Origin of the sequence: Bradyrhizobium sp. SZCCHNRI1009 (genome assembly GCF_032487575.1) — a bacterium.
Classification (GTDB): domain Bacteria; phylum Pseudomonadota; class Alphaproteobacteria; order Rhizobiales; family Xanthobacteraceae; genus Bradyrhizobium.
Genome location: NZ_JAUEUL010000013.1, coordinates 97,086 through 123,869 on the forward strand (window position 1 = coordinate 97,086; position 26,784 = coordinate 123,869).

Genomic DNA, 26,784 nt, shown 5'->3' on the forward strand with positions numbered 1-26,784 from the left:
TTCACGCCAGAGTCCCGCGTTGACTTGTTAGCTGATGAATCGCTGGTGTTGCTGCGCAGCCGCTGTGAATACAGGCTAAAACACGGGTTTTCCGTATTTGCTCCGTATTTGCCCGGAGTGACTACTTCTTCGCCCCGATCTTGCTCTCGGTGCCCGACTGCAAGCGCTTGATGTTTTCGCGATGCATGTAAATGAGCAACAGTGTGAGAAGGGCGAACAAGGCGGCCAGCGCGCTGTGGCCGAAAGCCCACAGCACGATCGGTGTCAGCACGCTGGCGACGAGTGCCGCGAGTGACGAGTAGCGGAGCGCGAAAGCGGTGGCGAGCCAGACCAGGCAGAAGAAGATCGCGCCCGGCCAGAACAGACCGATCAAAATACCGATGTAAACGGCGACACCTTTGCCGCCGCGGAATTTCAGCCACACCGGGAACAGGTGGCCGAGGAAGGCGCCGAGGCCCGCGATCATCGCGGCATTCGGGCCGCCGAGATAGCCAGAGATGATGACCGCCGCCGTACCCTTCAGCGCGTCGCCGAGCAGCGTCGCCGCCGCCAGCCCCTTGCGGCCGGTGCGCAGCACGTTGGTGGCGCCGATATTGCCGGAGCCGATGCTGCGCAGATCCTGCGTCCCGGCCAGCTTGGTCAGGATCAGGCCGAACGGGATCGACCCCAGGAGATAGCCGATGATCAGAGCGACCGGCAGAAAGGCTTCGGAACCCATCACACCACTCCTTCGACGCTTCGCCTTGCGTCAGACATGTTCGAACACGGTCCGGCCGCCGACGATGGTGCGGACCACGCGGCCGGTGAAGCGGGCCTCGTCGAACGGCGTGTTCTTGCACAGCGATTTGAGGTCGGCCGGATCGAGGATCCAGGGCACGTCCGGATCGATCACGATGATGTCTGCCGGCGCGCCGGCCCGCAAGGTGCCGCCGGGCAGGCCGAGCAGCTCGGCGGGCCGGGTCGACATCGCACGGATCAGGGTCGTCCAGCTCAGCTCGCCATTGTGCACGAGCCGCAGCGCCGCCGGCAGCATCGTCTCCAGGCCGACGGCGCCGCTGGCGGCTTCCGCGAACGGCAGCCGCTTGACCTCGACGTCCTGCGGCGTGTGGTCCGACATGATGACGTCGATCAGGCCGGAGGCCAGCGCCTCGACCAGCGCGCGGCGATCGACCTCGGTGCGCAGCGGCGGCGTCAGCTTGAGGAAGGTACGGTAGGGGCCGATGTCGTTCTCGTTCAGGGTGACATGGTTGATCGAGACCGACGCGCTCACCGTGAGCCCTGCCTCGCGGGCGCGCCTGAGGATGTCGAGCGAGTCGACCGAGCTCAGCGCGGCCGCGTGATAGCGGCCCTTGCTGAGTGCGACGAGGCGCATGTCGCGCTCGAGCACGACCGCTTCGGCTGCGGGCGGGATGCCGGAGAGGCCGAGCCGTGAGGCGAACTCGCCTTCGTTCATGACGCCTTCGCCGACGAGGTTCGGATCCTCGGTGTGATGCACGATCAGCGCGTCGAAATCGCGCGCATAGGTCAGCGCGCGGCGCATCACCTGCGCGTTCATCACGCTGCTGTGGCCGTTGGAGAAGGCGACCGCGCCTGCCGCGCGCAGCAGCCCGATCTCGGTCATCTCCTCGCCGCGCAGCCCCTTGGTCAGCGCCGCCATCGGCTGGATGTTGACGATCGCGGTGTCGCGGGCCCGGCGCAGCACGAAGTCCACGGTCGCCGAATTGTCGATCACCGGTTCGGTGCCGGGCTGGCAGATGATGGTCGTGATGCCGCCGGTCGCGGCGGCCTGGCTGGCGCTGGCAAAGGTCTCGCGATGGCCGAGGCCCGGCTCGCCGACGAAGGCGCACATATCGATCAGGCCGGGGGCCACGATCTTGCCGGCGCAGTTGACGACATCGGTGCCCTCGGGCACGCCCGCGGCGCCGATGCCGCGCTTGAGGTCGCGGATGACGCCGTCGGCGATCAGCACGTCGCCGGGGCCGTCGAAGTCGCGGGAGGGATCGATGACGCGCGCATTGGCGAGCAGGATCGGGCGGCGGTCGGTCAGCATGGCGTTTGGTCCCGACTTCTGTATCACGCGTTGGGCAGGTTGCGGGCCAGTGCCTCGAGCACGGCCATGCGCACGGCGACGCCCATTTCGACCTGCTCCCGGATCAGCGATTGCGCGCCATCGGCAACGATGGACTCGATCTCGACGCCGCGGTTCATCGGTCCCGGATGCATGACCAGCGCGTCGGGCTTGGCGTAGGCGAGCTTCTTCTGGTCGAGCCCGAAATACTGGAAGTATTCCGACGAGGACGGCACGAACGAGCCGTTCATGCGCTCGCGCTGCAGCCGCAGCATCATGACGATGTCGGCACCGTTGAGGCCCTCGCGCATGTCGCGTGCGACCTCGACGCCCATCCGCTCGATGCCCGGCGGCAGCAAGGTGGAGGGCGCGACGACGCGGACGCGGGCGCCCATCGTGTTCAGCAGCAGGATGTTGGAGCGCGCGACGCGCGAATGCAGCACGTCGCCGCAGATCGCGATCACCAGCCCCTCGATGCGGCCCTTGTTGCGGCGGATGGTCAGCGCATCGAGCAGCGCCTGCGTCGGATGCTCATGCGCGCCGTCGCCCGCATTGATCACGGAGCCGTCGACCTTGCGCGCGAGCAGCTCCACCGCGCCGGAGGCGTGGTGGCGGACCACCAGAATGTCCGGATGCATCGCGTTGAGCGTGACCGCGGTGTCGATCAGCGTCTCGCCCTTCTTGATGGACGAGGACGACACCGACATGTTCATGACGTCGGCGCCGAGCCGCTTGCCGGCAAGCTCGAACGAGGATTGGGTTCGGGTCGATGCCTCGAAGAACAGGTTGACCTGGGTGCGGCCGCGCAGCACGGTGCGCTTCTTGTCGACCTGACGATTCAGTTCGACATACTCCTCGGACAGGTCGAGGAGGCCGGTGATGTCGTGGGCGGAAAGGCCCTCGATTCCCAGCAAATGCCGGTGCCCGAGGACGAAAGTCGATTTCGGAGAGGTTGCCATTAAAGCCAGAGCTATAGGCGCGGTTTCCATGGGGGGCAAGGCCGAAAGCCGGGGTTCCGAGTTATCCCCCGTTCCGTCTTCCGAGCCTCTCAGGGGGCTCCAAACCGGGGGCTGGCGAGCCATCGCCGGAAGAGGTCCGCTCCGATATGCCGTGATCCTGCTGGCGGCGATCGTGCCGGCCGGCGCGGCTGCGTTGCCGTTCGATTTCGTCTATCTCCGCGACATCGACCCGACGATCCTCCAGGACATCCGTTATGCCGGCAGCAACAATTTCGTCGGCCGACCCTTGCCGGGCTACGAGGCGGCCGAATGCGTCGTGACGCGTGACGTGGCGCGGCGGCTGCAGGCGGCTCAGGCCGAGTTGCGGCCGCGCGGCCTGTCGCTGAAGATGCTGGACTGCTACCGGCCGGTGCGTGCGGTCGCAGAGATGCTGGCCTGGTCGCAGGACGGCGTCGAGACCACGGCCGGCCGCCGCTACACGCCGCGCGTTGCCAAGCAGGACCTGTTCCGTCTCGGCTATATCGCCGCGCGTTCGAGCCATTCGACCGGTGCGGCGCTCGATCTCACGCTGGTCGAGCTCGCGGCCGACAATTCCGCGGCGTTCGACCCGGCCAAGAACTACGCGGACTGCACCGCGCCCGCAGCGCTACGCGCGCCCGAGGGCAGCGTCGACATGGGAACCGGCTACGATTGTTCCGACGTGAAGGCCCATACCACCGCGCAGAACCTGACACCGGAGCAGCGCCGCTGGCGCAACGAGCTGGTTGCGGTGATGGCGCGGCAAGGTTTTGTGAACTATGCCAAGGAGTGGTGGCACTTTTCGCTGCCGGGCGCTGGCGCGACCACTTATGTTTTTCCCATTCGGCCGCGCCGATGATCCATCTCTGCAGGGCACGGCCATGACGCAGTCTTCCTTCGCGACCCATGAGGTCTTCAACCAGTCGCCGCCGTTCGAGGACGTCAATCTGTTCACGGCCGACCGGCCGTTGATGGATGCCTTGAAGGCCAATGATGGTGCCGGCGCTGAGCAGGAGCTGACAGCTTTCGGCAAGCTCTGGGGCTCGGCTGCGATGGCCGAGCAGGGCCGGCTCGCTAATGAGAACACGCCGAAGCTGCGCAGCTTCGACGCCAAGGGCTTTCGGCGGGACGTCGTCGAGTTTCATCCGGCCTATCATCAGATGATGACGCGCTCGGTCGAGGCCGGCCTGCACAATTCGACATGGACTGCCGAGGGCCAGCCTGTTGGCAGCGCGTCGGAGGTGGTACGTGGGGCGAAGTTCTACATCGCCTCGCAGGTCGAGAGCGGACACCTCTGTCCGATCACGATGACACGGGCCTCGGTGGCGGCGCTGGCCGCGCAGCCCGACCTGCTGGCGCGGACGATGCCCTTCATCGGCACGCGCAACTACGATCCGGCGTTTGCGCCATGGTGGCAAAAGCGCGGCATGACGCTCGGCATGGGCATGACCGAGAAGCAGGGCGGGACCGACGTGCGCGCCAACATGACAACAGCTGAGCGTACGACCGATGGCTATCGCATCACCGGGCACAAATGGTTCATGTCGGCGCCGATGTGCGACGCCTTCCTGGTGCTGGCGCAGGCCGATGCCGGCCTGACCTGCTTCTTCATGCCGCGCTTCAGGCCGGATGGCTCGGTGAACGCGATCCAGTTTCAACGTTTGAAGGACAAGCTCGGCAACCGCTCCAATGCCTCGTCGGAGGTGGAGTTCGCAGGCAGCTATGCCGAGCGGGTCGGCGACGAGGGCAGGGGCATCAGCACCATCATCCAGATGGTGCAACTGACACGGCAGGATTGCGCGATCTCGTCTGCCGGCCTGATGCGCTCGGGGCTCGCGCACGCGCTGCATCACGCGCGGCATCGCAGCGTGTTCCAGAAGCATCTCGCCGACCAGCCCTTGATGCAGGCGGTGCTCGCCGACATGGCTCTCCATGTCGAGGCGACGGTAGCGCTGGTGATGCGGCTGTGCCAGGCGTTCGATCGCGCGCCTCAGGCGCCACGGGAGGCGAACTACGTGCGGCTGCTGACGCCGGCGATCAAATACTGGGTCTGCAAGAGCGCGCCGCCGTTCCTGTATGAGGCGATGGAGTGCCTTGGCGGCAACGGCTATGTCGAGGACGGCATCCTCGCGCGCCATTTCCGGGAGTCGCCGGTCAATGCGATCTGGGAAGGGTCGGGCAACGTCATGTGCCTGGACGTGCTGCGCGCGCTGGCGCGCGAGGCGGAGGCGGCCGCGCATGTTCTGATGCATCTGAAGGCAGAGACCAGCGGGTTGCCCGGTGCGGCGGAGGCGCTCGCTTTCATCGAGACCAGCTTCCGCCGACCGGATTCCGAGCGCGTTGCCCGGCTCGCGGTGGAGAAACTGGCGCTGCTCGCCGCCTGTGCCGCGCTCAACGTGGTCACGCCTCGCCATGCCGAACTGTTCGCCGCGACGCGTCTTTCCGCTGTTCATCCGAGCATGTACGGCGCCATCGATCTCGATCCTTCGGACATCCGTACCTTGCTGGAGCGTGCGCTGCCTTGACCGACACACCCGAAGCCGCCGTGATGGATTCCCTGGATCCGGGCAACCCGCCGCAGCAGGTCACCCCGGCGCAGCATCAGCCGCGCACGCTGGGCTTCTGGCGCACCCTGCTGTGGGGCCTCCTGATCATCGTCGTGTTCTTCATCGGCCAGCTGACTCCGATCGCCTATTTCCTGCTGCGCCATGAGGGGCCAATCGACAGCATGGCCGCGTTCCAGTTGGCCATGATCCAGATCGCGAGCCGGTCGCTCACGGTCTCGCTGTCGGCGATCATGGGCGTTCCGGCCATTTTGATCCCGATCTATTTTGCCGTCCGCCACACCCGCATGTCGTTCGCCGACTATCTGGGCCTGCGCTGGACCGGCTGGAAGAACTTCGCCTTTGGCGTGGTCGGCATGGTGGTGATCCTGGGATGCTGGGAGCTGGCTTCGCAATTGACCGGGCGCGGAGACACGTCGTCGAACTTCATGGTGGACATCCTGAAGACCGCCAGAGGCGACGGCGTGGTCTGGCTGCTGGTCATCGCCTTCTGCGTCGCGGCGCCGGTGTCGGAAGAGCTGATGGCGCGCGGCTTTCTCTATCGCGGCTGGTCGGACACCTTCCTGCGGGTGCCCGGCGCCATCGTGCTGTCGTCATTGCTCTGGACCGTGCTGCACCTCCAGTACGACTGGTTCGCGCTGCTCAACGTGTTTTCCCTCGGCGTCTGGTTCGGCTATCTGCGCTCTCGAACCCACTCGACCTATCTGACCATGGTGCTGCACGGCCTCAACAACCTCGCAGCGACGGTGCAGACGATGTGGCTGGCGAGCGGCCACTCCTGAACGCGGAGTTCAGCTCGCCCAGGCGATCGCGAGCGGCATCGTCAGTGCCGCCAGCACGGTCTGCAGCGAGATGATCTGCGCCAGCAGCGGCGCGTCGCCGCCCATCTGCTTGGCCAGCACATAGGCGCTGGGCGAGGTCGGGACCGCCGCGCAGATCGCGACCACGACGAGGCTCGGGCCGGTGACGCCGAACCATCCGGCGAGCCCGATCGCGAGGATGGGCATCAAGACCAGCTTGAGCACGACGCCAAGCGCGGCGGCCGGGCCGGCGCGGCGCAGGCCCTCGAAGTGCAGGCCGGCGCCGGTGACCAGCAGGCCGATCGGCAGCGAGGCCTGTCCGAGCGCATCGGCGGCATCGTGCCAGAGCTTTGGCAGCGGCACATGCGCCACGTTGAGCGCGAGCCCGGTGAGGCAGCCCCAGATCAGCGGATTGCGGACGATGGTGGCGAGGATCTCGCGCACCGAGCGGCGGGTCGGCGAGGCGTAGTGGGCGAGCACGGCGACGCTGAACACGTTGACCATCGGGATGATCGCGATCATCGCCACCGACGCCGCCGCGAGCCCGGTCGGGCCAAACAGGCTGCCGGCGACGCTGAGCGCGACATAGGTCTGCCAGCGGGTTGCCCCTTGGAAAATCGACGTGAAGGCCGGACCATCGATGCCGGAGCGGGTGAGCAGCGGCCGCAGCGCGAGGCACAGCGCCGACATCGCCAGCATCGCCAGGAATAGGGCGCCGCCGATGCCGGCGACCGGCACCTTGCCGAGATCGGCCTTCACCAGGCTCTGCATCAGCAGCGCCGGAAACAGCACAAAATAGGTCAGCCGCTCGAGCCCGTGCCATTGCGTATCCAGCCGGATCAGGCTGCGCCGCAGGCCGAAGCCGATCACGATCAGCAGGAAGACCGGCGCGAGCGCCGCGGCGACGGGGCTCATGGGCTAGCGACCGGACTGGCGCAAGGTCGCAAGCCGATCGAGCGCCCCCTGCAGGATGAAGATCGCCGCATGGGTGTCGATCACCTCGGCGCGCCTGGCGCGGCTGACATCCATGCCGATCAGCTCGCGCTCCACGGCGGCCGTCGACAGCCGCTCGTCCCAGAGGCCGATCGGCAAGTCGGTGATGCCCGCGAGGTTGCGCGCGAACGCCCGGGTCGATTGCGCCCGCGGCCCTTCGCTGCCGTCCATGTTGATCGGCAGGCCCAGCACCAAGCCGACCACCTTGCGCTCGGTGCAAATTGCCACCAGTCGCGCCGCGTCCGCCTTGAAAGCCTTGCGCTGGATGGTCTCGACACCGGTGGCGAGCCGCCGGTCGGGATCCGACACGGCGACGCCGATGGTCTTGGTGCCGAGATCGAGGCCGACGAGCGCGCCACGCTCGGGCCAGCGGCCGGCGGCTTCGATGAGGGGGAGGATGGGGGCGGGCATAGCGCGCCGCCTTAGCATGGGCGCATCCCCCGAGCCAGCACGGCAGGCGCATGGCTTGTCGCTCCGCTGCGATCATTCTATATGGAGCATCGTACCGTGAGCAGGAGTGGTGCCGTGGATCGCAGGACCAACATTGCCCGCCGCTTTGTGTCCTCTGCCATCACGGTTGCTCATGTCCTCCTGTCTGACGCTCGACGCGGTCGCCGCCGCGACACCTGACGGTCATCCTCTCTTCGACAATCTCACGCTCTCCATCGGCGCCGAACGCGTCGGTCTGGTCGGCCGCAACGGCTCAGGCAAGTCGACCTTGCTCCGCATAGTCGCTGGCGTCTCGGAGCCGGCGGCCGGAGCGGTGACGCGCAGCGGAACGCTCGGCCTCATGGCGCAGCACTGGGAACCCGGGTTGCGTGTCGACGAGGCGCTCGGCGTCGCCGGTGGTCTTGCGGTCATCGACCGTATCGTCGCGGGAAAGAGCAAGGACCGCGATCTTGCCGATGATCTCGCGCGCGCGGATTGGAGCCTGCCGCGTCGTGTCGATGACGCGCTGACCGAGGCGGGTCTCCCCGGAATTGCCCTCGATCGCTCGATGGACTCGCTCAGCGGCGGCGAGCGGACGCGCATCGGCATCGCGCGGCTGCTGATCGAGGCGCCGGATCTGCTGCTGCTCGACGAGCCCACCAACAATCTCGATGCCGCGGGCCGAGACGCCGTCGGCCGGCTGATGCGGCGCTGGCGCGGCGGCGTGCTGGTCGCCAGTCATGACCGCGCGCTGCTGGAGATGATGGACCGGATCGTGGAGCTCACCCCGGTCGGCGTCCACATCGTCGGCGGCGGCTGGACGATGTTTACGCAGGCGCGGGAGGATGCGCGGGCGCGTGCAGCGATCGCGCTGGACCGCGCCGATGCGCATGTGCGGGATGTCAGCCGCGCCGTCCAGCGCCAGCGCGAAGCCAAAGCGCGCAAGGACAAGGCCGGCCGTGCTTTCGCCGCCGCCGGCTCGGCGCCGAGGATCGTGCTGGGCGCCCGAGCCGAGCGGGCCGAGACGACCGGCGGGCGATCGCAGCGGCTCGCCGAGCGCTTGATCACCGAAGCGGCCGAGCGAGCAGAGCAGGCGCGACAACATGTGGAGGTGCTGACGCCGCTCTCGATGGTCCTGCCGCCGACCGGACTGGGCGCCGGCACCGAGCTGCTTGCGATGGAGGACGCAGTCGTGAGCGCCGGCGACAGGAGGTTCGGTCCCTGGACGCTCGGTGTCAGGGGCCGGCAGCGGATCGCGATCACCGGACGCAATGGCGCAGGCAAGACCACGCTGCTCAAGGCCGCGATCGGCGCGATGCCGCTGATCGATGGAACGGTCCGGCGCGCCGACGGCCGGATCGCGATGCTGGATCAGCACGTCGCGTTGCTGGACCGCAGCGACAGCATCATCGGCAATTTCCGCCGCCTCCATCCGGCACTCGGCGCCGAGGCGGTACATGCAGCCTGCGCGCGCTTCGCATTCCGCAACCGCGACGCCGAGCAGACGGTGGAGACGCTGTCCGGCGGCGAACGCCTGCGCGCGGGACTTGCCTGCACGTTCGGCGGCGAGCGTCCGCCATGGCTGTTGCTGCTCGACGAGCCGACCAATCATCTCGACATTGTCTCGATCGAGATCCTGGAGCGGGCGCTGCGCGACTTCGACGGCGCGCTGCTGGTCGTCAGCCACGACCCGTCATTTCTTGCGGCGATCGGCATTGCCGGGGAGTTCGTCGTGAATGGCTGAGCGGGCACGGCAGACCGTGCCCGCAAAGCAGATGCGATTCAATGAGCTACCGGATCGCGATCGGGTTGATGTTGCCTTGGACGCCGCCGCGCCAGCGCGGCTGGCCCAGGACGAACAGGAACTCGTAGCCCTTGTCCTTGGCCAGCGCCGCGGTGTCCATGTTCTCGAGGATGTAGGTTCCGTTCATCGCGAGCAGGATCTGGTGCACCTCGAACAGGTTGTTGGACTCGAACGGGATTGCCTCCACGGCCCAGTTGTCGGCACCGACCGCCACGACGCCCTTCGATGTCAGGTACTTGGCGCCTTCGACGCCGAGGCCAGGCTCGCCGGCGCCGTAACGCTTGTCGTCCTTGCCGACCAGGCCGAGCCAGCCGGTATGGAAGATGACGATGTCGCCCTGGCGGATCTCGACGCCTTGCTTCTTGGCGGCCTCCTCGATCTCCTTGACGTTGAACGCCGTGCCTTCCTTGACCACGTCGGTGTTATAATAGGCGGCCATGTCGAGCAGCACGCCGCGTGCGACCAGCGGCGGCACCTTCTCGATGCCGAGCTTCTTGAGGCCGGTCGGATCAGCGAAGTCGAGCAGCTTGTTGCCGTTGTAATAGACGTGCTCGACCCCGAGATGGCCGAGCCCGTCGAGCTGGCTGCCGACGCCGACCCAGCCTTCGACGATGTCGTCATTGTAGGTCGCCTTGTTGGGCCCGAGCCCGGGAATGCCCGCCTGTCCCGGCTGCACCACCGTGATTTTGAACGAGCGCGGCGGATAGGCGGGGGTCTTGGAGTCGATGATCATACCGAGCGGATAGGTCTTGCCGGTCTTCACCAGCGAGGCGGCTTTGACCACGAGCTCCGGCGTGATGTAGTTGGCCGCGCCGATCTCGTCGTTCGGCCCCCATTTCGATTTCGTCCAGTCCTGGGCTTGGGCCGTCCCGATCGCACCCATCATGGCAATCGAGCAGCCCAACACGAACGCGTTGCGCATCGCATTTCCTCCGACATGTTGATGTTTGTTGTTTTCGCGCTGGCCAGCGCTGCATCCTAACGTAGTGCAGGACTGCCGGACAAAATGTTTTCGGATGCGTGCGCTGCACAGCGCCCGAACGTCGCATCGGTCGAAATGGCCGTGTATTGCGGAGGTGGCGTTGATTCCGTGGTGTGGAATGTGTCTTGTGACTGGGACGCCTTTGTACAATCTCTGGGCGAACGTTTTACGCCGCGATGTCGTGATCCCGGCAGCCGAGGCCTTCCATGAAGGCCGACAGCGCACTGCTGCGATGCGCCGCGCGGCGGTGGATGAAGAGCGTCTCGACCTGCGCATGGGACGGATCGAGTGTGTGCAGCCCGACGCTGCCGCTCATCGCGTGCCGCGTCACCACCGCGCGAGGCAGCAGCGCGACGCCCATTCCGGCGGCGACGCAGCCGATCATGCCGTCGAGGGTGCCGAGCTCGATCCGGGACGCGGCGGGCCAGCCGAAATCGTTGAACACCTGCTCCAGCCGCTGCCGGTAGGTGCAGCCGGTCCTGAACACCAGCGCGGTCGGTCCCGACGCCGCAGTCGCCGCGCGTAAGGCGGACAGGCTTTCGAAGCGCCGGGCCGTCACCAGCACCAGCTCTTCCTCGAACGCGACGACGCCGGCGAGGTCGGGATGGTCGATCGGACCGGCGACGAAGGCACCATCGAGGGTGCCGTCGAGCACGTTCGCGACGAGATCGGCGGTCGGCGCCGTGCGCAGGCTGAGGGCGACGGCGGGAAAGCGGCGATGGAAGTCGGCGAGCCGCGTCGGCAGGCGCACCGCGGCGGTCGTCTCCATCGAGCCGATCATCAGCGGCCCCAGCGGCTCGCCGTCGTCACGTGCGGCGAGCACCGCTTCGCGCGACAGCGCCGCGATGCGATCGGCGTAGGGCAGCAGGCGCTGTCCGGCGCCGGTCAGGGTCATGCCGCGGCTATGGCGTTCGAACAACGCGGTGCCGATCTCGGCTTCCAGCGCCTTGATCCGCTGCGTGACGTTGGACTGGACCGTGTTGAGCACTTCCGCGGCGCGCGTGATGCCGCCGGCGCGCGCCACTGCGGCAAAGGTCTGCAGGTCGCTCAGTTCCACGTCCGCTCTCCGTTTTGAATCTGCGATGGCAGGGTTCTCAACTATTCATTTTCAGAGAATGCTACCCGCGCCTAATGTCCGCGTCCAGAGCGCAGGAGAGTCTTCATGCCGCTGAGAACCGCGCTGACGGAGAGGCTCGGCATCGATCATCCGATCCTGCTGGCGCCGATGGATGTGATTGCCGATGCGCGGCTGGTGCGCGCCGTCAGCGGTGCCGGCGGTTTCGGCATTCTCGGCGGCGGCTATGGCAACCGCGCTTGGCTCATGCAGGAGACAGCGAAGCTCGATGGCCTGCGTGCGCCGTTCGGCATCGGCTTCATCACCTGGTCACTGGCCAAGAAACCCGATCTGCTCGACATCGCTCTGGCGGCCAAGCCCACGGCCGTGATGCTGTCGTTCGGCGATCCCCGGCGCTTTGCGCCCGCAATCAAGCAGGCGGGCGCGCTGCTGATCTGCCAGGTGCAGGATGAGACCATTGCCGAGCAGGCGCTCGCGGCCGGGGCCGACATCCTGATTGCGCAAGGCACCGAAGCGGGCGGCCACGGCGCCTCGCGCACCACGCTCGACATCGTGCCGGCGATCGTCGACCTCGCAGCCGGCGTTCCGGTGGTGGCTGCCGGTGGGATCGCCGACGGTCGCGGGCTCGCCGCGATGCTAATGCTGGGTGCCGACGGTGTGCTGCTCGGCACGCGTTTCTATGCCAGCGAGGAAGCTGCCGGAGCCGACGAGGCCAAGCGCCGCATATGCGCGGCAAAATCAGGCGAGACCGTGCGCGGTATCGTCTTCGACCTGTCGCGCAACACTGTCTGGCCGGCGCCGTTTACCGGACGCTGCCTGGTCAACGACCATGCGCGGCGCTGGATCGGGCGCGAGGTCGAGCTGCTGCAGCAGGTCGAGCGCGTGTCGGCCGACTATGTGAAGGCGAGGGCGGAAGGCAATTTCGACATCGCCGCGGTCATTGCCGGCGAGGCGGTCGGCCTGATCCATGATATCCCGCCGGCCGCCGAGATCGTCGCGCGCATCGTCGACGACGCCGAGCAGATCCTGCAAGGGCGGCGCAACTCGTCCGCCGTCTTCGCCAAGCAATAGGAGCAAACCAATGTGGCCCGACCGCCGCTTCCTGGATCTCGTCAAGACCGAGCACCCGATCGTGCTCGCGCCGATGGCCGGCGTGATGGACGCCGATCTCGTCATCGCGGTCGCACAAGGCGGCGGGCTCGGCTCGCTGCCCTGCGCGATGCTCTCGGCGGACAAGGCCCGCGAGCAGGTCAACATCATCCGCCAGCGCGTCTCGGCGCCGATCAATGTGAACTTCTTCTGCCATATACCGGTCGAGGCCGACGCGGCACGTGAGGCCGGGTGGAAGAAGCGGCTCGGGGCCTATTACAGGGAATATGGCGTCGATCCGGCGGCTCCGGTGACGGCCGCGAACCGCGCTCCGTTCGACGCCGCGATGTGCGCCGTCGTCGAGGAGCTCAAGCCGGAGATCATCAGCTTCCATTTCGGCCTGCCTGAGCCGTCACTGCTGGCGCGCGTGAAGGCGACAGGCGCGGTCGTGATGGCGTCCGCGACCGTGGTGCGCGAGGCGGTGTGGCTGGAGAAGAACGGCGCCGACGTCATCATCGCGCAAGGTGCGGAGGCGGGCGGTCATCGCGGCATGTTCCTGACCGACAAGCTCGCCGAGCAGGTCGGCACCTTTGCGCTGGTGCCGCAGATCGTCGATGCGGTGAAGCTCCCGGTGATTGCAGCCGGCGGAATTGCCGACGCGCGCGGCATTGCCGCAGCATTCGCGCTCGGCGCCTCCGGCGTGCAGATCGGCAGCGCCTATCTGCGTTGTCCCGAATCCAAGGTCGGCGTCATGGCCCGCGCCGCGCTTGCCGCTGCCGATGACGAATCCACCGTCATCACCAACGTGATGACCGGCCGGCTCGCCCGCGGCGTCGCCAACCGGGTGATGCGCGAGGTCGGGCCGATCTCGCCGGATGCACCGGCGTTCCCGCATGCGGCGACCGCGCTCGGCCCGCTCAAGGCCGCCGCGGAGAAGCAGGGAAGGGTCGATTTCACCAATCTCTGGGCCGGGCAGGCGCTGCCGCTCGGCCGCGAGCTGCCGGGGGCCGAGCTGACGCGGACGCTGGCCGAACAGGCGCTGGCGCGGCTTGCGAAGCTGGCGGGCTGACGCCAAAGGCGGCGTCACGGGCGGGGCGGTGCCCTGGGAAAGTCCGGAGGCTGCCGGTTGCGGCGCGAAAGCCGGCTCTGCTATAGGGCGGGTTCACTGTTTCCCGTGAGGCCCTATATAATGTCGGTCGATGCCGCCACCGTCCGCAAGATCGCGCAATTGGCGCGGATCGCTGTCACTGACGCCGAGGTCCCGCATCTGCAGGGCGAGCTCAATGCGATGCTGGCCTTCGTCGAGCAGCTCTCGGAGGTCAATGTCGAGGGCGTCGAGCCGATGACCTCGGTGACCCCGATGGCGATGAAGAAGCGCCAGGACGTCGTCACCGACGGCGACATCGCCGACGACATCGTCAAGAACGCGCCGATGACCGAGAACAACTTCTTTCTCGTGCCGAAGGTCGTGGAATAGCCAGGTGGAATAGCCGAGGCAGGTCCGCGCGCCCGTCGCGCGTGATCCGCTCCTTCAAACCGACAAGCGAGCCAACGCCGATGTGCCTGCTCTGCGACGATGAAGCGGCCTACAAGGCCTATATGGACTATCTCGACGCCATGGAGCGGCAGGGCAAGGCCGCCGACCCGGACAAGGCCGTCAACGAGATCCTCGACCAGCTCGAAGCGGCCGCCAATACCAAGAAAGCCTCCCCTGCGAAGAACAAGTTCTTCGCGGACGACGCCGCCGACGACAAGACGCTCTCCCCGTTCTTCTGCAGCCCGATCAACAAATGACCGATTTGACTTCGCTGACGCTCGCCGAGGCCCGCAAGGGTCTCGCGAGCAAGACCTTCACGTCGCTCGAGCTGACCGACGCCCATCTCAAGGCGATCGAGGAGGCGCGGGCGCTCAATGCCTTCGTGATGGAGACGCCGGACCAGGCGCGCGCGATGGCGCGCGACGCCGACGCCAAGATCACCAAGGGTGAGGGCGGGCCGCTGGCCGGCATTCCGCTCGGGATCAAGGACCTGTTCGCCACCAAGGACGTCCGTACCACCGCGTGCTCGAAGATCCTCGGCAACTTCGTCCCGACCTACGAGTCGACCGTGACCTCGCAGCTGTGGCGCGACGGCGCCGTCATGCTCGGCAAGCTCAACAATGACGAGTTCGCGATGGGCTCGTCCAACGAGACTTCGTGCTTCGGCCCGGTCGGCAATCCCTGGCGCCGCGAGGGCTCCAACACCACGCTGGTGCCGGGCGGCTCGTCCGGCGGCTCGGCGTCGGCGGTGGCTGCGCTCTTGTGCATGGGCGCGACCGCGACCGACACCGGCGGCTCGATCCGCCAGCCCGCAGCGTTCACCGCCACCGTCGGCATCAAGCCGACCTATGGCCGCTGCTCGCGCTGGGGCATCGTCGCCTTCGCCTCCTCGCTCGACCAGGCCGGCCCGATCGCGCGTTCGACCCGCGATGCGGCGATCCTGTTGCGCTCGATGGCCGGCCACGACCCGAAGGACACCACCTCGGTCGACATCCCCGTGCCGGACTACGAGGCCGCGATCGGCAAGTCGGTGAAGGGCATGAAGATCGGCATCCCCAAGGAGTATCGGCTCGACGGCATGCCGGCCGAGATCGAAAAGCTCTGGAGCGAGGGCGCGGCCTGGCTGAAGGCGGCCGGCGCCGAGCTGGTCGAGGTGTCGCTGCCGCACACCAAATACGCGCTGCCGGCCTATTACATCGTGGCCCCGGCCGAGGCGTCCTCGAACCTCGCCCGCTACGACGGCGTCCGCTACGGTCTGCGCGTGCCCGGCAAGTCGATTGGCGAACTGTACGAGAACACAAGGGCCGAGGGCTTCGGGCCCGAGGTGCGGCGACGCGTCATGATCGGCACCTATGTGTTGTCGGCCGGCTATTACGACGCCTATTACATCCGGGCGCAGAAGGTCCGGACCCTCATCAAGAAGGATTTCGAGGACTGCTTCGCCCAGGGCGTGAGTGCGATCCTGACGCCGGCGACGCCGTCGGCCGCCTTCGGCATCGGCGAGAAGGGCGGCGCCGATCCGGTCGAGATGTATCTCAACGACATCTTCACGGTGACCGTGAACATGGCCGGCCTGCCGGGCATCGCGGTGCCCGCCGGCAAGGACAGCCAGGGGCTGCCGCTGGGCTTGCAGCTGATCGGCCGGCCGTTCGACGAGGAGACGCTGTTCTCGCTCGGCGAGGTCATCGAGCAGGCGGCGGGACGCTTCACGCCGGTTCGGTGGTGGTAAGCGTCGCCGATTTCAAGACGAGCCTCGCGGGCGACGCGCCCGCGGCCGGCCTGACGCCGATGCTCACCGGCCTGTGGTGGCTGGCGAGGGGCGACTGGGACCGGGCGCACAAGATCATTCAGGACGAGCCCGGCCGCGACGCGGCCTGGGCGCACGCACATCTGCATCGCGTCGAGGGCGACCTCGGCAATGCCGGCTACTGGTATCGCCAGGCCGGGCAGCCGGTCGCGAAAGATGCGTTGGATATCGAATTCGAGCGGATCGTCTCCGCACTGCTTGGGAGTTAGAGCCATGACGGCAACCAGCGGCAAGCTGATGAAGGGCGCCACCGGCGACTGGGAGGTCGTGATCGGCATGGAGATCCATGCCCAGGTCACCTCGAAGTCGAAACTGTTCTCGGGCGCCTCGACCGCCTTCGGCGGCGATCCCAACAGCCACGTCTCGCTGGTCGACGTGGCGATGCCGGGCATGCTGCCGGTCATCAACGAGGAGTGCGTGCGGCAGGCCGTGCGCACCGGGCTCGGGCTCAATGCCAAGATCAACCTGCGCTCGGTGTTCGACCGCAAGAACTATTTCTACCCCGACCTGCCGCAGGGCTACCAGATCAGCCAGTACAAGGACCCGATCGTCGGCGAGGGCGAGGTCACGGTCGAGCTCGACGGCGGCAGGACCGCCACTGTTGGCATCGAGCGCCTGCACATCGAGCAGGATCCGGGCAAGATGCTGCACGACCAGTCGCCGTCGCTGTCCTATATCGACTTCAACCGCTGCGGCGTGGCGCTGATGGAGATCGTCTCCAAGCCTGACATCCGCGACGCCGAGCAGGCCAAGGCCTACGTGACCAAGCTGCGCTCGATCATGCGCTATCTCGGCACCTGCGACGGCGACATGGAGAAGGGATCCTTGCGCGCCGACGTCAACGTCTCCGTGCGCAAGCCGGGCGGGCCGCTCGGCACCCGCTGCGAGATCAAGAACATCAACTCGATCAGCTTCATCGGCCAGGCGGTCGAGGCCGAGGCGCGGCGCCAGATCGAGATCATCGAGGACGGCGGCACGATCGAGCAGGAGACCCGCCGGTTCGATCCCGACAAGGGTGAGACGCGCTCGATGCGCTCCAAGGAGGAGGCGCATGATTACCGTTACTTCCCGGACCCGGACCTGCTGCCGCTGGAGTTCTCGCAGTCCTTCGTCGACGAGCTGAAGGCGGCGCTGCCGGAGCTGCCGGACCAGAAGAAGGCGCGCTTCATCGCGGATTTCGGCCTGTCGCCCTACGACGCCTCCGTGCTGGTCGCCGAGCGCGAGAGCGCTGCGTTCTACGAGGCCGTCCTGGAGGCGCTGTCCGACCGGGCGCGCGACGGCAAGCTCGCCGCCAACTGGGTGATCAACGAGCTGTTCGGCCGGCTGAACAAGGAAGGCCGTGACATCGCGTCGTCGCCCGTCTCGGCTTCTCAGCTCGCGGCGATCGTCGCGCTGATCGGCGAGGGCACGATCTCCGGCAAGATCGCCAAGGACCTGTTCGAGATCGTCTGGAGCGAGGGCGGCGATCCGCGTGAGCTGGTCGAGAGCCGCGGCATGAAGCAGGTCACCGACCTCGGCGCCATCGAGAAGGTGGTCGACGAGATCATCGCCGCCAATCCGGACAAGGTCGCGCAGGCGAAGGCGAAGCCGCAACTCGCCGGCTGGTTCGTCGGTCAGGTGATGAAGTCGTCGGGCGGCAAGGCCAATCCGCAGGCGGTGAACGATCTCCTGAAGAGCAAGCTCGGCATCTGAAACGACGGTCGCTCGTCTTCGTTCCGGCGGCGCGCACGAGGGTGCGCGCCGTTTTGTTTTGGCGCCGCGGTCCGGCGAATCGCCGCGTGCGATTCGCAAAAAAGCCACCATTGCCGAGCGTTCGAACGCACACGAGGGCGTGTGCAATGAAAATTTTTTCGTTGCCAAAATTTACGACTCAGAGTCCGCGCGTTGCTCTCGCGGTGCGAGTCTGCACGCCGACACGCCGGCGTCGCCGCGTGCGACGTGCCGTTCAGTCGCTCAGAAAAATACTTGCAGCACAGGCTTTTTGCGCAATCGCGATTAGTTGCGATCGCGGCCTTGCGCAGAGCGACGTTTGGATTTTCGCGATCGATCGATGCGCTGCTTCGCGCGTTGCGCCAGCCGCGTGCGCGCGCGCCTGTCAACACTTCCTTAAGCCGGAAGCTGTTTTTTTTCACTCGTTGGTGTATCGATGAGGAGTGCAGCTCGATTCCCGAGTGCACGCATCGACTAAGCCATCTCACATCGGAGGGCAACATGGCCAAGAAAGCGAAGAAGGCGAAGAAGGCAGTGAAGAAGGTCGCGAAGACCGCGGCGAAGAAGACTGCCAAGAAGACCAAGAAGGTCGCCAAGAAGAAGTAACTCTCGCAGTCCTTGCGAGATGAGTCCGGCAGCTGATGCCGGCACGTCGTTGGAACGTTAGGTCTGCATGGCTCCTCGAGAGCCGGGCGGATCTCCTGAAGCTCCAACAGACGATAGAGGGTGTCGGCGAGACATCAGGTCAACGGTCGGATCGAACTCGAGAGCGGCTTCGCTCGCGGTGCGGTCCGGCAGAAGAAACGGGATTTCTTCGTTCGGTGCAGATCGCGTTTCCGGTCTGCAATCTCACGAGCGGCTATCAGCCAGAGTGGGATCTGATCCTGACGTGTTCGCCGACGCCCTCGATCCCTGAGCACCGCGCCCTTGGCGACTGTGTGCCTCCAACCTCCCCATAGACGAACAGCATCATCGGCAGCCCGGCGCAGGCGTGCGCGCGCTGCGCAATCTCCCGCACCGTGCTGTCGGGACGTGTCCAGTCGCGGTGCGGCTGTTGACCAGCGGCGTGGTGCGCTCCGCGCCAGCGCGGCGAGGCGCTTTCGCGGATGGTTATGAGTTTGCCAAACAGAACGGTAAACCGCTCTTTGCCGGGTTGAAGAATCCATTTCGAATCAATGCATTGAACCCGGCCCCGGAAAATGCGGGGTTCCGTGTTCAGGGCTCGTTCAGCACGATGTTTAAACTGCCTTTCAAACTTGATCGGTCATCCTTCGCGCATAAGCCGCGAGACGGCATGGGGATAACTAGGCGTTGAACAGTTGGACGGGGGCGTGCTCGGGTGACCGGCCGCCTCCTCGAAGCGAAGGAGAGCGACGATGTTTCAGGGACAACTCAATTTCGATGACGTGACCACCGCGGAGCAGGGCGCCAGCGGCGATGTGCTGTTTGAGCTCGGCATGCTCTATGCGAGCGGTCGCGACGGTGCGGTCGATCTGATCGCCGCGCACAAATGGTTCAATCTCGCCGCCCTCAGGGGCCGCGTCGATGCCGTGGCCATGCGCCGCGAGGTCGCCGAGCAGATGTCGGACGCCGAGATCGCGACCGCGCAGCGCGAGGCGCGCGCCTGGATGACCGCGCACTGAGCGAGCCAAGCCGCGGCTTGGCGGATCTCGCCCGATCGCTCATTCTCGTCGGAAGCGGGCCTCGTCGCGCGCCCATAAATCTCCTATCTGTCGTTCGGTGTGACGCAGACAAGCGGGATTGACGGCATGGGCCAGGCACGGCGACAGGCGCGGCGGCAAGAGCTGATCGACTGCCATGACTGCGGCAGCGGCGTCTCCTTCAGCGCAGTGGCGTGCCCGCATTGTGGATCGACCGAGCCGGCCGGGCCTGCGGTGCAAAGCCGGCGCGAGTTGAAGCGTCTGCGGGTCGAGGCCCATAATGACCGCCGCCTCGTCGTGGTGACCGCCCTCTGTGCCGGTCTCGGCGCCATCTATGGTGCCGCGATGGGAGCAGGAGGCGCAGCGTCATGGTGGGCTGCGCTCGGCTATGGGTTCGTCGGCACCATCATCGGCGTGCCCGCCGCCTTCGTGATCAACATCAGCCGTGGCTTGTTCGATTGAACCGCGCGGGATTGAGCGGCAACCGTGATCACGACGGCCACGCTCCGTTGCGATCCGGCAGGTGCGTGAACGGCTCGGCTTTTATGCGGATGATCGGGGGGGAGGGGGCTGTTGGCCGCGCCCAAGGGCGGCTGGCGGAGACGGAGGGATTCGAACCCTCGATAGGGCTTTACAACCCTATAACGGTTTAGCAAACCGCCGCCTTCAGCCACTCGGCCACGTCTCCGGCGACGGTCGGTATGCCCGACGCCGCGCTGAGCCGCAAGCGGCAGATTGCATGCGGTTTCGAAATCCTCACAGGGCCGCGGCTTCGCCGGACCGGTGCCACGGTGCCCTTCACCTTCGGCCATCGATCCCGGCCGAGCCTGCCGTTTGATCGGCCGCGGCACGGCGTGGAAGTCGACGGGCGTCGCGAGCCCTCTCGATGATCCCTGACGCGGGGGACCTCTAATATGGGGACCTCTAATATAGAGGGTGGTTGGCAAGGTGGGCGGTGGCAGGGGCGCAGACGGCATTGTCGTCCGGCCCGATTCTCGTTCAGCGCGTGGCTGGATTCACGGCCCCGGCGCCTGACTTGGGGCGGGTTCCGGGCGGGCGAGTGCTCGCGGCCTTAAGCACCTCAAATTGCGTTGTGACAAAACGACAACATAAACAGCGACTTAGGTGTTCCCGCAGAACCACGGTTCCGTGCCTTTTGTGCAACACCGGTCCGAAAAGGCGCCGCTTGGGCGCCGCAATGATGGTTCCTTTGTTGCGTGTGCAAAGGCCTTCGGTAATTCTGCTCGCACGACGAAGGGGGGCATCCCGACGTCGTCCCGTTTAGGTCGTTCGCTCAAGTCCCTCGCGTTCATGCGGGTGTGTCCGATAGCGCGAAGCGGCTGAGCGACGGGTCGAAGAGGGATAACGGGTCCAACCCCAAGGGTGTCTCTCACCCAGCGGAGGCGGAACCTTCCCTGACTGAGCAACTTGGAGGTTTAACATTATGAACACGATCAAGAGCCTTGTCCTGGGCTCGGCGGCCGCTCTCGTCGCCATGTCCGGGGCTCAGGCAGCTGACCTTCCGATCAAGGCCAAGGCGGTCGAATATGTGAAGGTCTGCTCGCTTTACGGCGCTGGCTTCTACTACATCCCCGGCACCGACACCTGCATCAAGCTGGGCGGTTATCTGCGTGCTGAAACGTCGTTCGCCAGCAACGGCCAGTACAACAACGCGGTCAACGGCGTTGCCGGCGGCATGAACCGCCAGAGCAACTACTACTACAGCCGCGCTCGTCAGGACCTCAACATCGACACGCGCACCGCGACCGAGTACGGCGTGGTCCGCACCTTTGCTGACCTGACGTTCACCTGGACCAGCGGCACCTACGCTGGCTCGGGCTCGGCGACCGGCGCGACTGCCTACTCGACGGCTGGCGCTCCTGGCGCTCAGGCCGACGGCAACATCGCTCAGGGCGGCATCGGCGTGTACTACGCCTTCATCCAGTTCGCCGGCTTCACGATGGGTAAGGCCGTGTCGCAGTTCGACGCGCCCTGGACCAACTACCCGGGCAACAACTTCGACGGCCTGTGGGGCGGCGGCGGCACCGTGACCGGTGTCAACCAGTTCACCTACACCGCCGACTTCGGCTCGGGCATCACTGCGGCGATCTCGGCGCAGGACGCGAGCCAGTACTACACCACCAACATGTGGAACGTGTCGGGCATCACCGCGGCCAGCATCATCGGCGGTTCGTACGGCACCAACACCTTCGGTGGCAACGTGTCCCCGGACATCGTCGGCATGGTTCGTGTCGACCAGGCTTGGGGTCTGTTCCAGGCGTCGTTCGCGGCGCATGACAACCACACCGGCTACTACGGCGCCACCGAGCTCACCGGTCACCCGGCTGACAAGTGGGGCTGGGCTGCTCAGCTGGCCCTGTCGATCAAGAACATCCCGACCGGCCCCGGCGACACCATCAACATCCAGGGCGTCTACACCAACGGTGCGAGCCGCTACAACGCTCAGAGCCTGGTGCCGACCACCTACGCGATGTACGGCGGCAGCAGCACGGCTGGTGTCTACGGCACGCTCGGCTTCGCTGGCGTCAGCGACTCGGTCTTCGTGACCGGCGGTGAGCAGCAGCTGACCACGACCTACGGTATGCGCGGTGCGTACACCCACAACTGGAACCCGGCCTGGAACACCGCGATCTACGGTTCGTGGGCTGCCGTGTCCTACAACAGCACTGCCAAGGGCCTGATCTGCGGCAGCGCGGCGATGGGTGCGATCGCGGGCGCAGGCTTCACCTGCAACCCCGACTTCAACATCTCCTCGCTGGGCTTGATCACCCGCTGGACCCCGGTCAAGAACCTGACCTTCTCGGCCGACGTGGCCTGGACCAACCTCGACCAGAAGTACTCGGGCAACATTGTTTCCCCGGCTACGACCACGACTTCCAAGCCGGCTGCGGTCTATCAGCTCAAGGACCAGAACTCGGTGTCCTTGCTGCTCCGCGCTCAGCGCAACTTCTGATCCTGATCGTCTGATCGGGTTCAAGAGCCCCCGGCAGGAAACTGCCGGGGGTTTTTGCTTGTGTGCGGGCGCTCATTCCGGAGTGACTCCGGGTCCGGTGCGCTCGAGAAGCGATCGATGCCAGATCGATGGATCGAGCCAATTGAGCAGAGCTTCGATTGCCTGTAGCTCGAAAGTCGCATTCGTTTCAGTAGGTTGGCTGCACGCTGGTATTTTTTTAAAAATGGTGTTGAAAACAGATGAGTTGATAAGCTAATTTTCTCATGCCTGAGTAATCATTCGTCCTCGTGAGGACGACACCGCAGACGCAAGACGACGATCATACGATGTTAGACTCCAGGAAGCCTCCGGCGATGCCCCGCCGGAGGCTTTTTCACATCGGGATCTCCTCGGCACCCAAGATCTGACGTTGCCTCTCGATTGCAGAGCCTCAGCGTGATCTCCGTAGGCGCGTGCCATCAGCGCATACATCCATCGTCTCACCAAAAATCGTTGTGCATCGGCTTGACCGGGAAATGCCGGATGGTCACCATGACCGCCAGATGACGGGGCCACACCGTCACGCCAGTGAGGAATGAGTCCAAAGATGAGTTCGGAAGGCTCTGTGGGAGTGCTGCGTCCGTGGTCCGAGCAAGACGATCTGGCGGGCGCCATCACGCGGCTGCTGGAAGCGCGGCCCGAGGGCCGGGCCGAGCTTGCGGAATGTCTGGCGGTTGCGCAGCGGATCGACGCCAGCGACGACGAGTCCTGGTATCGCGAGTGGATGCAATGCGCGGACGCCATGAAGGCTGCCGCCGCCGACGCCGTGAGCAGCGGTCGTCCCGAGCTGGCGTTTCGCAAATGGTCGCGCGCAGTGGATTGTTATGAGGCTGCGGCCTGTCCGTTCAGCAGCTCGCGTTCCCGCCAGGACGTCGTGCTGTCCCGCATGCGCGAATGTGCGCGCGAATTCCTGCGCTGTGCCGATCCGCAAGGAGAGGTCGTCACGATCCACTGGCGCGCCGACTATCCGCTCGAAGCCTATTTCCTGCCGGCGCGTGGCGAGGCGGGCAGGGCGCCCACCGTCATCTGCATCGGTGAGCCCGGCCGTCGCAAGGAAACGTCGCTGTTCAAGCTTGCAGCCCATGCGGAGCAGCGTGGCTTGGCGCTGCTGGTGGTCGATCTGCTGGGCAGCGGACCGGACTGCCGCTTCGAGGAGATCGTCGGCCGTCGCGATCTCGAATCGGCCATCGCGAGCGTGACGGACTACGTGACGTCCCGCGATGACGTGGACGAAGGCCGGATCGCGATTCTGGCCGACGACTGGAGTTCGTCCTTTGTCGCGCGCGGCATCGCACTCGATCCGCGTTATGCTGCGGCGGTCTGCGACGCCGGCTTGTGGGATATTCACGAGCGTGTCTTCCTGTCGCGCCGACCCGGTGCGTGTGAGCGGGGCAGGCCGCCGATCGCGACGGAAGGGCTGGCGGCGCGGCAGATCATGTGTCCGCTGCTGGTGACGGTGCCGGAGCGTGGCTGGCTTCGAGCCGACATCGCAACCCGGCTGATCGCGCAGATCAAGCGCGAGCACCCGGACATCACTCTGAAGATCGTCTCCAGCGCGGGCGCCGATTGGCTCGAAGCCGATGCCTTCGTCTTCGACTGGATCGCGAGGCGTCTGGCGGGGTCTCAGCGGCCTCCAGGCTGACGCGACCGCATGTCTGGGCCCGCTGCCTGCAAGAGGCGGTCGGGCCGTGGTCGCCTCGGGGGCCTCAGAGCCCCATCGTGAGTCGCGCGCTGGCCTTCTCGAAACGGTCCTTGAGGCCAGCCAGCTTGTCCGTGAAGGTCGCCAGCTCGCGAGCGTCGAATTCCTCGAAGATGAAGCTGAAGATCTGCGCCTGCTGGGCTTCCAGCTCGGCGAACTGCTCCGATGTCTTGGTGGTGAGCGACATCCGGACCACGCGTGCATCGTTGGGGGCGGGCTTGCGTTCCATGAAGCCCTTCTTCTCCAGCAGCTTCGACTGCGTCGTGACGAACGAAGGGTCGACGTGCAGCCGCTTGGCCGCCGCATTCACGGCGACTCCCTCGCCTTGATCCAGCTCGGAGATCGCCATCAGGATCATCCATTGCGGGCCACTGATGCCGATTCGCTTGGCCCAGAAGTACCTCAGCTCCTCCAGATGGACGTTGATCGTGGAGATCTCCCTGGCGAAGCGAAGAATGGCGTCGCGATTCTTCGGCAGATGTTCGGCAGTCTGCGGTTGCGCGTCCGCTTCCACAGGTGCGGCAGACATGTTCTTCAAGGGCGCCATTGCTCAGGAGTTCCAGTACGAAGCTCGACCCTAAAGAAAAAAAATCCGCAACAAAATCACTTATCTAGGAGGACATGCGCCGTCCCCCGTGCGCTGCACAACTAGCTGCCATTGTGTTGCCCTCAAGACACATTTCGGCTTCATTCAATTACCTGACTGCATAAACTATTTTGCTTACCGAATGAGCGAAGGCATAGTTCCTGGCGACGGTGGGGGGTTACTCGATCGTCCCGTGACAGGTGGTTCGCTTAAGTCCCTCGCGTGATGCGGGTGTGTCCGATGGCGCGAAGCGGCTGAAGCGGTTTTTCGGGAGCAGAGGAAGCGGATCGTCCTGGGGGATCTTGGTCCGGTTCTTTCTCAAAAGAGCAACTTGGAGGTTTAAATGAAGACGGTTAAGAGCCTTGTCCTCGGCTCGGCGGCAGTTCTGCTCGCCATGTCCGCGGCTCAGGCGGCCGACCTTCCGATCAAGGCCAAAGCGGTCGAGTATGTGAAGGTTTGCTCCCTGTATGGTGCGGGCTTCTACTACATTCCCGGCACCGACACCTGCATCAAGCTCGGTGGCTATCTCCGTGCTGAAACGGCGATCGGCACGAACAGCGACTTCAACGGCACGTACAGCGGCCAGGGTGGTGCGCATAACCGCCTGAGCAACTACTACACGGCCCGCGCTCGTCAGGACATCAACATCGACACGCGCACGGCGACCGAGTACGGCGTGGTCCGTACGTTCGCTGACCTGACCTTCAGCTGGACCTCCGGCGGCTATGCCGGCACGGGTTCGGCCACCGGTGCGACCGCTTACTCGACCGCTGGTGCGCCGGGCGCACAGGCCGACGGCAATATCGCGCAGGGCTCGGTCGGCGTGTACTATGCCTTCATCCAGTTCGCCGGCTTCACCATGGGTAAGGCCGTGTCGCAGTTCGACACGCCCTGGGTCAACTATCCGGGCAACAACTTCGACGGTCTCGCCGGCGGCGGCGGCACGGTCACCGGCGTCAATCAGTTCAGCTACACTGCTGACTTCGGCTCCGGCATCACGGCCTCGGTCTCGGCTCAGGATGCGAGCGCCTACTACCAGAACAACCTCTGGAACGTGGCGGGTTCGACGGCGGCTGGCGTGATCGGTGGTGCTTACGGCACCAGCAACTACGGTGGCAACGTCTCTCCGGACTTCGTCGGCATGGTCCGTGTCGACCAGGCCTGGGGTCTGTTCCAGGCGTCGTTCGCGGCGCATGACAACCACGTCGCTTACTACGGCGCGTCCGAGACCTCCGGCCACCCGGCCGACAAGTGGGGCTGGGCGGCTCAGCTGGCCCTGTCGATCAAGAACATCCCGACCGGACCTGGCGACACGATCAACGTGCAGGGCGTCTACACCAACGGTGCGAGCCGCTACAACATCCAGAGCCTGATGCCGAACAACTACGCGATGTACGGCAGCACGGGTCTGGCTGGCGCCTACCAGAGCATCGGCTTTGCCGGTGTGGGCGACTCGGTCTTCACGACCGGTGGTGAGCAGCAGCTGACCACGACCTACGGTATGCGCGGTGCGTACACCCACAACTGGAATCCGGCCTGGAACACTGCGATCTACGGGTCGTGGGCTGCCGTCCGCTACAACGGCACGGCCAAGGGCCTGATCTGCACCAGCCCGGGCGTTGTCGCGGCCTTCAACGCGGGTTCGACCTGTAATCCGGACTTCGATCTGGCCACCCTCGGCTTGATCACGCGCTGGACCCCGGTCAAGAACCTGACCTTCTCGGCTGACTTCGCCTACTCCTGGCTCGACCAGAAGCACTCCGGTTCGGTCACCGCTCCGGCTGCTGCTGCTGTCGCGAAGCCGGCCGCGGTGTACGAGCTGAAGGATCAGCAGTCGGCTGTGCTGCTGCTCCGCGCTCAGCGCAACTTCTGATTCAGATCGTCTGACGACGGTTTGACGAACCCCCGGCAGGCAACTGCCGGGGGTTTTTCTTTGCCTCGCCAGCGCGTGCTCCGGCGCCGAGATCCGCATTCCTCGCCGCTCCGCTCT

At 65.7% G+C, this 26,784-nt stretch carries 24 protein-coding genes and 1 tRNA gene; 16 read left to right on the forward strand and 9 right to left on the reverse strand.

From position 1 onward, the window contains the following. Window positions 1-121 precede the first annotated feature (121 nt). Genes plsY through QX010_RS22115 form a run of 3 tightly spaced genes read right to left on the reverse strand, consistent with a single transcriptional unit; the run spans window position 122 to window position 3,027 of the window. A complete protein-coding gene (plsY, locus tag QX010_RS22105; RefSeq protein ID WP_316181872.1) occupies window positions 122-718 on the reverse strand; it encodes a glycerol-3-phosphate 1-O-acyltransferase PlsY in 597 nt (198 codons plus the stop codon). 30 nt (window positions 719-748) lie between these two features. Then, window positions 749-2,050, reverse strand: coding sequence for a dihydroorotase (locus tag QX010_RS22110; RefSeq protein WP_316181873.1), 1,302 nt, complete (start codon window positions 2,048-2,050; stop codon window positions 749-751). A gap of 23 nt (window positions 2,051-2,073) precedes the next feature. Continuing rightward, the gene (locus tag QX010_RS22115; protein WP_042339600.1) at window positions 2,074-3,027 is read right to left on the reverse strand and encodes an aspartate carbamoyltransferase catalytic subunit; all 954 of its coding nucleotides are present in this window, start codon (window positions 3,025-3,027) and stop codon (window positions 2,074-2,076) included. Between the two features lie 151 nt (window positions 3,028-3,178). Here QX010_RS22115 and QX010_RS22120 point away from each other — a divergent pair, with 151 nt between their 5' ends. From QX010_RS22120 to QX010_RS22130, 3 genes are read left to right on the forward strand one after another with little or no spacing between them, the layout of a single operon-like run. After that, window positions 3,179-3,904, forward strand: coding sequence for a M15 family metallopeptidase (locus QX010_RS22120; RefSeq protein WP_316181874.1), 726 nt, complete (start codon window positions 3,179-3,181; stop codon window positions 3,902-3,904). Window positions 3,905-3,926: 22 nt separating this feature from the next. Next, on the forward strand, window positions 3,927-5,570 hold the full coding sequence (locus QX010_RS22125; RefSeq protein WP_316181876.1) for an acyl-CoA dehydrogenase family protein: 1,644 nt from the start codon (window positions 3,927-3,929) through the stop codon (window positions 5,568-5,570). Then, entirely contained in the window at window positions 5,567-6,391 is an 825-nt protein-coding gene (locus QX010_RS22130; protein WP_316181877.1) for a CPBP family intramembrane glutamic endopeptidase, read from the forward strand. The genes QX010_RS22125 and QX010_RS22130 overlap by 4 nt, the downstream gene beginning before the upstream one ends. A gap of 9 nt (window positions 6,392-6,400) precedes the next feature. Here the strand turns inward: QX010_RS22130 and QX010_RS22135 are convergent, their stop codons facing one another. Together QX010_RS22135 and ruvX are read right to left on the reverse strand one after the other, a co-directional pair. Continuing rightward, a complete protein-coding gene (locus tag QX010_RS22135; protein WP_316181878.1) occupies window positions 6,401-7,324 on the reverse strand; it encodes an AEC family transporter in 924 nt (307 codons plus the stop codon). Window positions 7,325-7,327: 3 nt separating this feature from the next. Then, window positions 7,328-7,813 carry a Holliday junction resolvase RuvX gene (gene ruvX / locus QX010_RS22140; protein WP_316181879.1) on the reverse strand — a complete coding sequence of 162 codons (486 nt, stop codon included), beginning with the start codon at window positions 7,811-7,813 and terminating at the stop codon, window positions 7,328-7,330. 172 nt (window positions 7,814-7,985) lie between these two features. Between ruvX and QX010_RS22145 the strand changes: the two genes are divergently transcribed. Further along, window positions 7,986-9,575, forward strand: coding sequence for an ABC-F family ATP-binding cassette domain-containing protein (locus QX010_RS22145; RefSeq protein WP_316181880.1), 1,590 nt, complete (start codon window positions 7,986-7,988; stop codon window positions 9,573-9,575). Between the two features lie 46 nt (window positions 9,576-9,621). Here the strand turns inward: QX010_RS22145 and QX010_RS22150 are convergent, their stop codons facing one another. Together QX010_RS22150 and QX010_RS22155 are read right to left on the reverse strand one after the other, a co-directional pair. Next, complete coding sequence (locus QX010_RS22150; RefSeq protein ID WP_316181881.1) at window positions 9,622-10,557, reverse strand: cyclase family protein; 936 nt, start codon at window positions 10,555-10,557, stop codon at window positions 9,622-9,624. Between the two features lie 226 nt (window positions 10,558-10,783). Beyond that, window positions 10,784-11,674 (reverse strand): LysR family transcriptional regulator, encoded by an 891-nt coding sequence (locus tag QX010_RS22155; protein WP_316181883.1) that lies wholly within the window; start codon window positions 11,672-11,674, stop codon window positions 10,784-10,786. Between the two features lie 105 nt (window positions 11,675-11,779). Between QX010_RS22155 and QX010_RS22160 the strand changes: the two genes are divergently transcribed. The 9 genes from QX010_RS22160 to QX010_RS22200 all read left to right on the forward strand — a co-directional run bounded on the left by QX010_RS22160 (window position 11,780) and on the right by QX010_RS22200 (window position 19,958). Then, window positions 11,780-12,763, forward strand: a complete 984-nt coding sequence (locus QX010_RS22160; protein WP_316181885.1) for a nitronate monooxygenase — start codon at window positions 11,780-11,782, stop codon at window positions 12,761-12,763. 10 nt (window positions 12,764-12,773) lie between these two features. Further along, complete coding sequence (locus QX010_RS22165) at window positions 12,774-13,850, forward strand: nitronate monooxygenase family protein (protein WP_316181887.1); 1,077 nt, start codon at window positions 12,774-12,776, stop codon at window positions 13,848-13,850. Window positions 13,851-13,970: 120 nt separating this feature from the next. Beyond that, the gene (gatC, locus tag QX010_RS22170) at window positions 13,971-14,258 is read left to right on the forward strand and encodes an Asp-tRNA(Asn)/Glu-tRNA(Gln) amidotransferase subunit GatC (protein WP_315804081.1); all 288 of its coding nucleotides are present in this window, start codon (window positions 13,971-13,973) and stop codon (window positions 14,256-14,258) included. 80 nt (window positions 14,259-14,338) lie between these two features. Then, on the forward strand, window positions 14,339-14,575 hold the full coding sequence (locus QX010_RS22175) for a hypothetical protein (RefSeq protein WP_315804080.1): 237 nt from the start codon (window positions 14,339-14,341) through the stop codon (window positions 14,573-14,575). Continuing rightward, complete coding sequence (gatA, locus tag QX010_RS22180) at window positions 14,572-16,047, forward strand: Asp-tRNA(Asn)/Glu-tRNA(Gln) amidotransferase subunit GatA (protein ID WP_316181889.1); 1,476 nt, start codon at window positions 14,572-14,574, stop codon at window positions 16,045-16,047. Before QX010_RS22175 ends, gatA begins: the two co-directional genes overlap by 4 nt. After that, on the forward strand, window positions 16,038-16,334 hold the full coding sequence (locus tag QX010_RS22185) for a hypothetical protein (RefSeq protein ID WP_316181891.1): 297 nt from the start codon (window positions 16,038-16,040) through the stop codon (window positions 16,332-16,334). The genes gatA and QX010_RS22185 overlap by 10 nt, the downstream gene beginning before the upstream one ends. Window positions 16,335-16,338: 4 nt before the next feature. Further along, window positions 16,339-17,817, forward strand: coding sequence for an Asp-tRNA(Asn)/Glu-tRNA(Gln) amidotransferase subunit GatB (gatB, locus tag QX010_RS22190; protein ID WP_316181893.1), 1,479 nt, complete (start codon window positions 16,339-16,341; stop codon window positions 17,815-17,817). A 1,394-nt stretch (window positions 17,818-19,211) separates the two neighbouring features. Continuing rightward, a complete protein-coding gene (locus tag QX010_RS22195; protein WP_315740271.1) occupies window positions 19,212-19,478 on the forward strand; it encodes a hypothetical protein in 267 nt (88 codons plus the stop codon). Window positions 19,479-19,604: 126 nt separating this feature from the next. Next, complete coding sequence (locus QX010_RS22200) at window positions 19,605-19,958, forward strand: hypothetical protein (protein ID WP_315804076.1); 354 nt, start codon at window positions 19,605-19,607, stop codon at window positions 19,956-19,958. Between the two features lie 132 nt (window positions 19,959-20,090). Here QX010_RS22200 and QX010_RS22205 read toward each other — a convergent pair. Beyond that, window positions 20,091-20,184 (reverse strand) — tRNA-Ser (locus tag QX010_RS22205). 756 nt (window positions 20,185-20,940) lie between these two features. Between QX010_RS22205 and QX010_RS22210 the strand changes: the two genes are divergently transcribed. Together QX010_RS22210 and QX010_RS22215 are read left to right on the forward strand one after the other, a co-directional pair. Beyond that, entirely contained in the window at window positions 20,941-22,470 is a 1,530-nt protein-coding gene (locus QX010_RS22210) for a porin (RefSeq protein WP_315804013.1), read from the forward strand. A gap of 586 nt (window positions 22,471-23,056) precedes the next feature. Beyond that, on the forward strand, window positions 23,057-24,151 hold the full coding sequence (locus QX010_RS22215) for a hypothetical protein (protein ID WP_316181895.1): 1,095 nt from the start codon (window positions 23,057-23,059) through the stop codon (window positions 24,149-24,151). A gap of 64 nt (window positions 24,152-24,215) precedes the next feature. Here the strand turns inward: QX010_RS22215 and QX010_RS22220 are convergent, their stop codons facing one another. Continuing rightward, complete coding sequence (locus QX010_RS22220; RefSeq protein WP_315804011.1) at window positions 24,216-24,737, reverse strand: MarR family winged helix-turn-helix transcriptional regulator; 522 nt, start codon at window positions 24,735-24,737, stop codon at window positions 24,216-24,218. A 400-nt stretch (window positions 24,738-25,137) separates the two neighbouring features. Between QX010_RS22220 and QX010_RS22225 the strand changes: the two genes are divergently transcribed. Continuing rightward, window positions 25,138-26,667 (forward strand): porin, encoded by a 1,530-nt coding sequence (locus QX010_RS22225; protein WP_315804010.1) that lies wholly within the window; start codon window positions 25,138-25,140, stop codon window positions 26,665-26,667. Window positions 26,668-26,784: the final 117 nt, after the last annotated feature.

Coding starts and splice junctions, on each gene's coding strand:
- plsY (WP_316181872.1), bottom strand. CDS start 718: ATGGGTTCCGAAGCCTTTCTGCCGGTCGCTCTGATCATCGGCTATCTC.
- QX010_RS22110 (WP_316181873.1), bottom strand. CDS start 2,050: ATGCTGACCGACCGCCGCCCGATCCTGCTCGCCAATGCGCGCGTCATC.
- QX010_RS22115 (WP_042339600.1), bottom strand. CDS start 3,027: ATGGCAACCTCTCCGAAATCGACTTTCGTCCTCGGGCACCGGCATTTG.
- QX010_RS22125 (WP_316181876.1), top strand. CDS start 3,927: ATGACGCAGTCTTCCTTCGCGACCCATGAGGTCTTCAACCAGTCGCCG.
- QX010_RS22135 (WP_316181878.1), bottom strand. CDS start 7,324: ATGAGCCCCGTCGCCGCGGCGCTCGCGCCGGTCTTCCTGCTGATCGTG.
- ruvX (WP_316181879.1), bottom strand. CDS start 7,813: ATGCCCGCCCCCATCCTCCCCCTCATCGAAGCCGCCGGCCGCTGGCCC.
- QX010_RS22145 (WP_316181880.1), top strand. CDS start 7,986: ATGTCCTCCTGTCTGACGCTCGACGCGGTCGCCGCCGCGACACCTGAC.
- QX010_RS22150 (WP_316181881.1), bottom strand. CDS start 10,557: ATGCGCAACGCGTTCGTGTTGGGCTGCTCGATTGCCATGATGGGTGCG.
- QX010_RS22160 (WP_316181885.1), top strand. CDS start 11,780: ATGCCGCTGAGAACCGCGCTGACGGAGAGGCTCGGCATCGATCATCCG.
- QX010_RS22165 (WP_316181887.1), top strand. CDS start 12,774: ATGTGGCCCGACCGCCGCTTCCTGGATCTCGTCAAGACCGAGCACCCG.
- gatC (WP_315804081.1), top strand. CDS start 13,971: ATGTCGGTCGATGCCGCCACCGTCCGCAAGATCGCGCAATTGGCGCGG.
- QX010_RS22175 (WP_315804080.1), top strand. CDS start 14,339: ATGTGCCTGCTCTGCGACGATGAAGCGGCCTACAAGGCCTATATGGAC.
- gatA (WP_316181889.1), top strand. CDS start 14,572: ATGACCGATTTGACTTCGCTGACGCTCGCCGAGGCCCGCAAGGGTCTC.
- gatB (WP_316181893.1), top strand. CDS start 16,339: ATGACGGCAACCAGCGGCAAGCTGATGAAGGGCGCCACCGGCGACTGG.
- QX010_RS22195 (WP_315740271.1), top strand. CDS start 19,212: ATGTTTCAGGGACAACTCAATTTCGATGACGTGACCACCGCGGAGCAG.
- QX010_RS22200 (WP_315804076.1), top strand. CDS start 19,605: ATGGGCCAGGCACGGCGACAGGCGCGGCGGCAAGAGCTGATCGACTGC.
- QX010_RS22210 (WP_315804013.1), top strand. CDS start 20,941: ATGAACACGATCAAGAGCCTTGTCCTGGGCTCGGCGGCCGCTCTCGTC.
- QX010_RS22215 (WP_316181895.1), top strand. CDS start 23,057: ATGAGTTCGGAAGGCTCTGTGGGAGTGCTGCGTCCGTGGTCCGAGCAA.
- QX010_RS22220 (WP_315804011.1), bottom strand. CDS start 24,737: ATGTCTGCCGCACCTGTGGAAGCGGACGCGCAACCGCAGACTGCCGAA.
- QX010_RS22225 (WP_315804010.1), top strand. CDS start 25,138: ATGAAGACGGTTAAGAGCCTTGTCCTCGGCTCGGCGGCAGTTCTGCTC.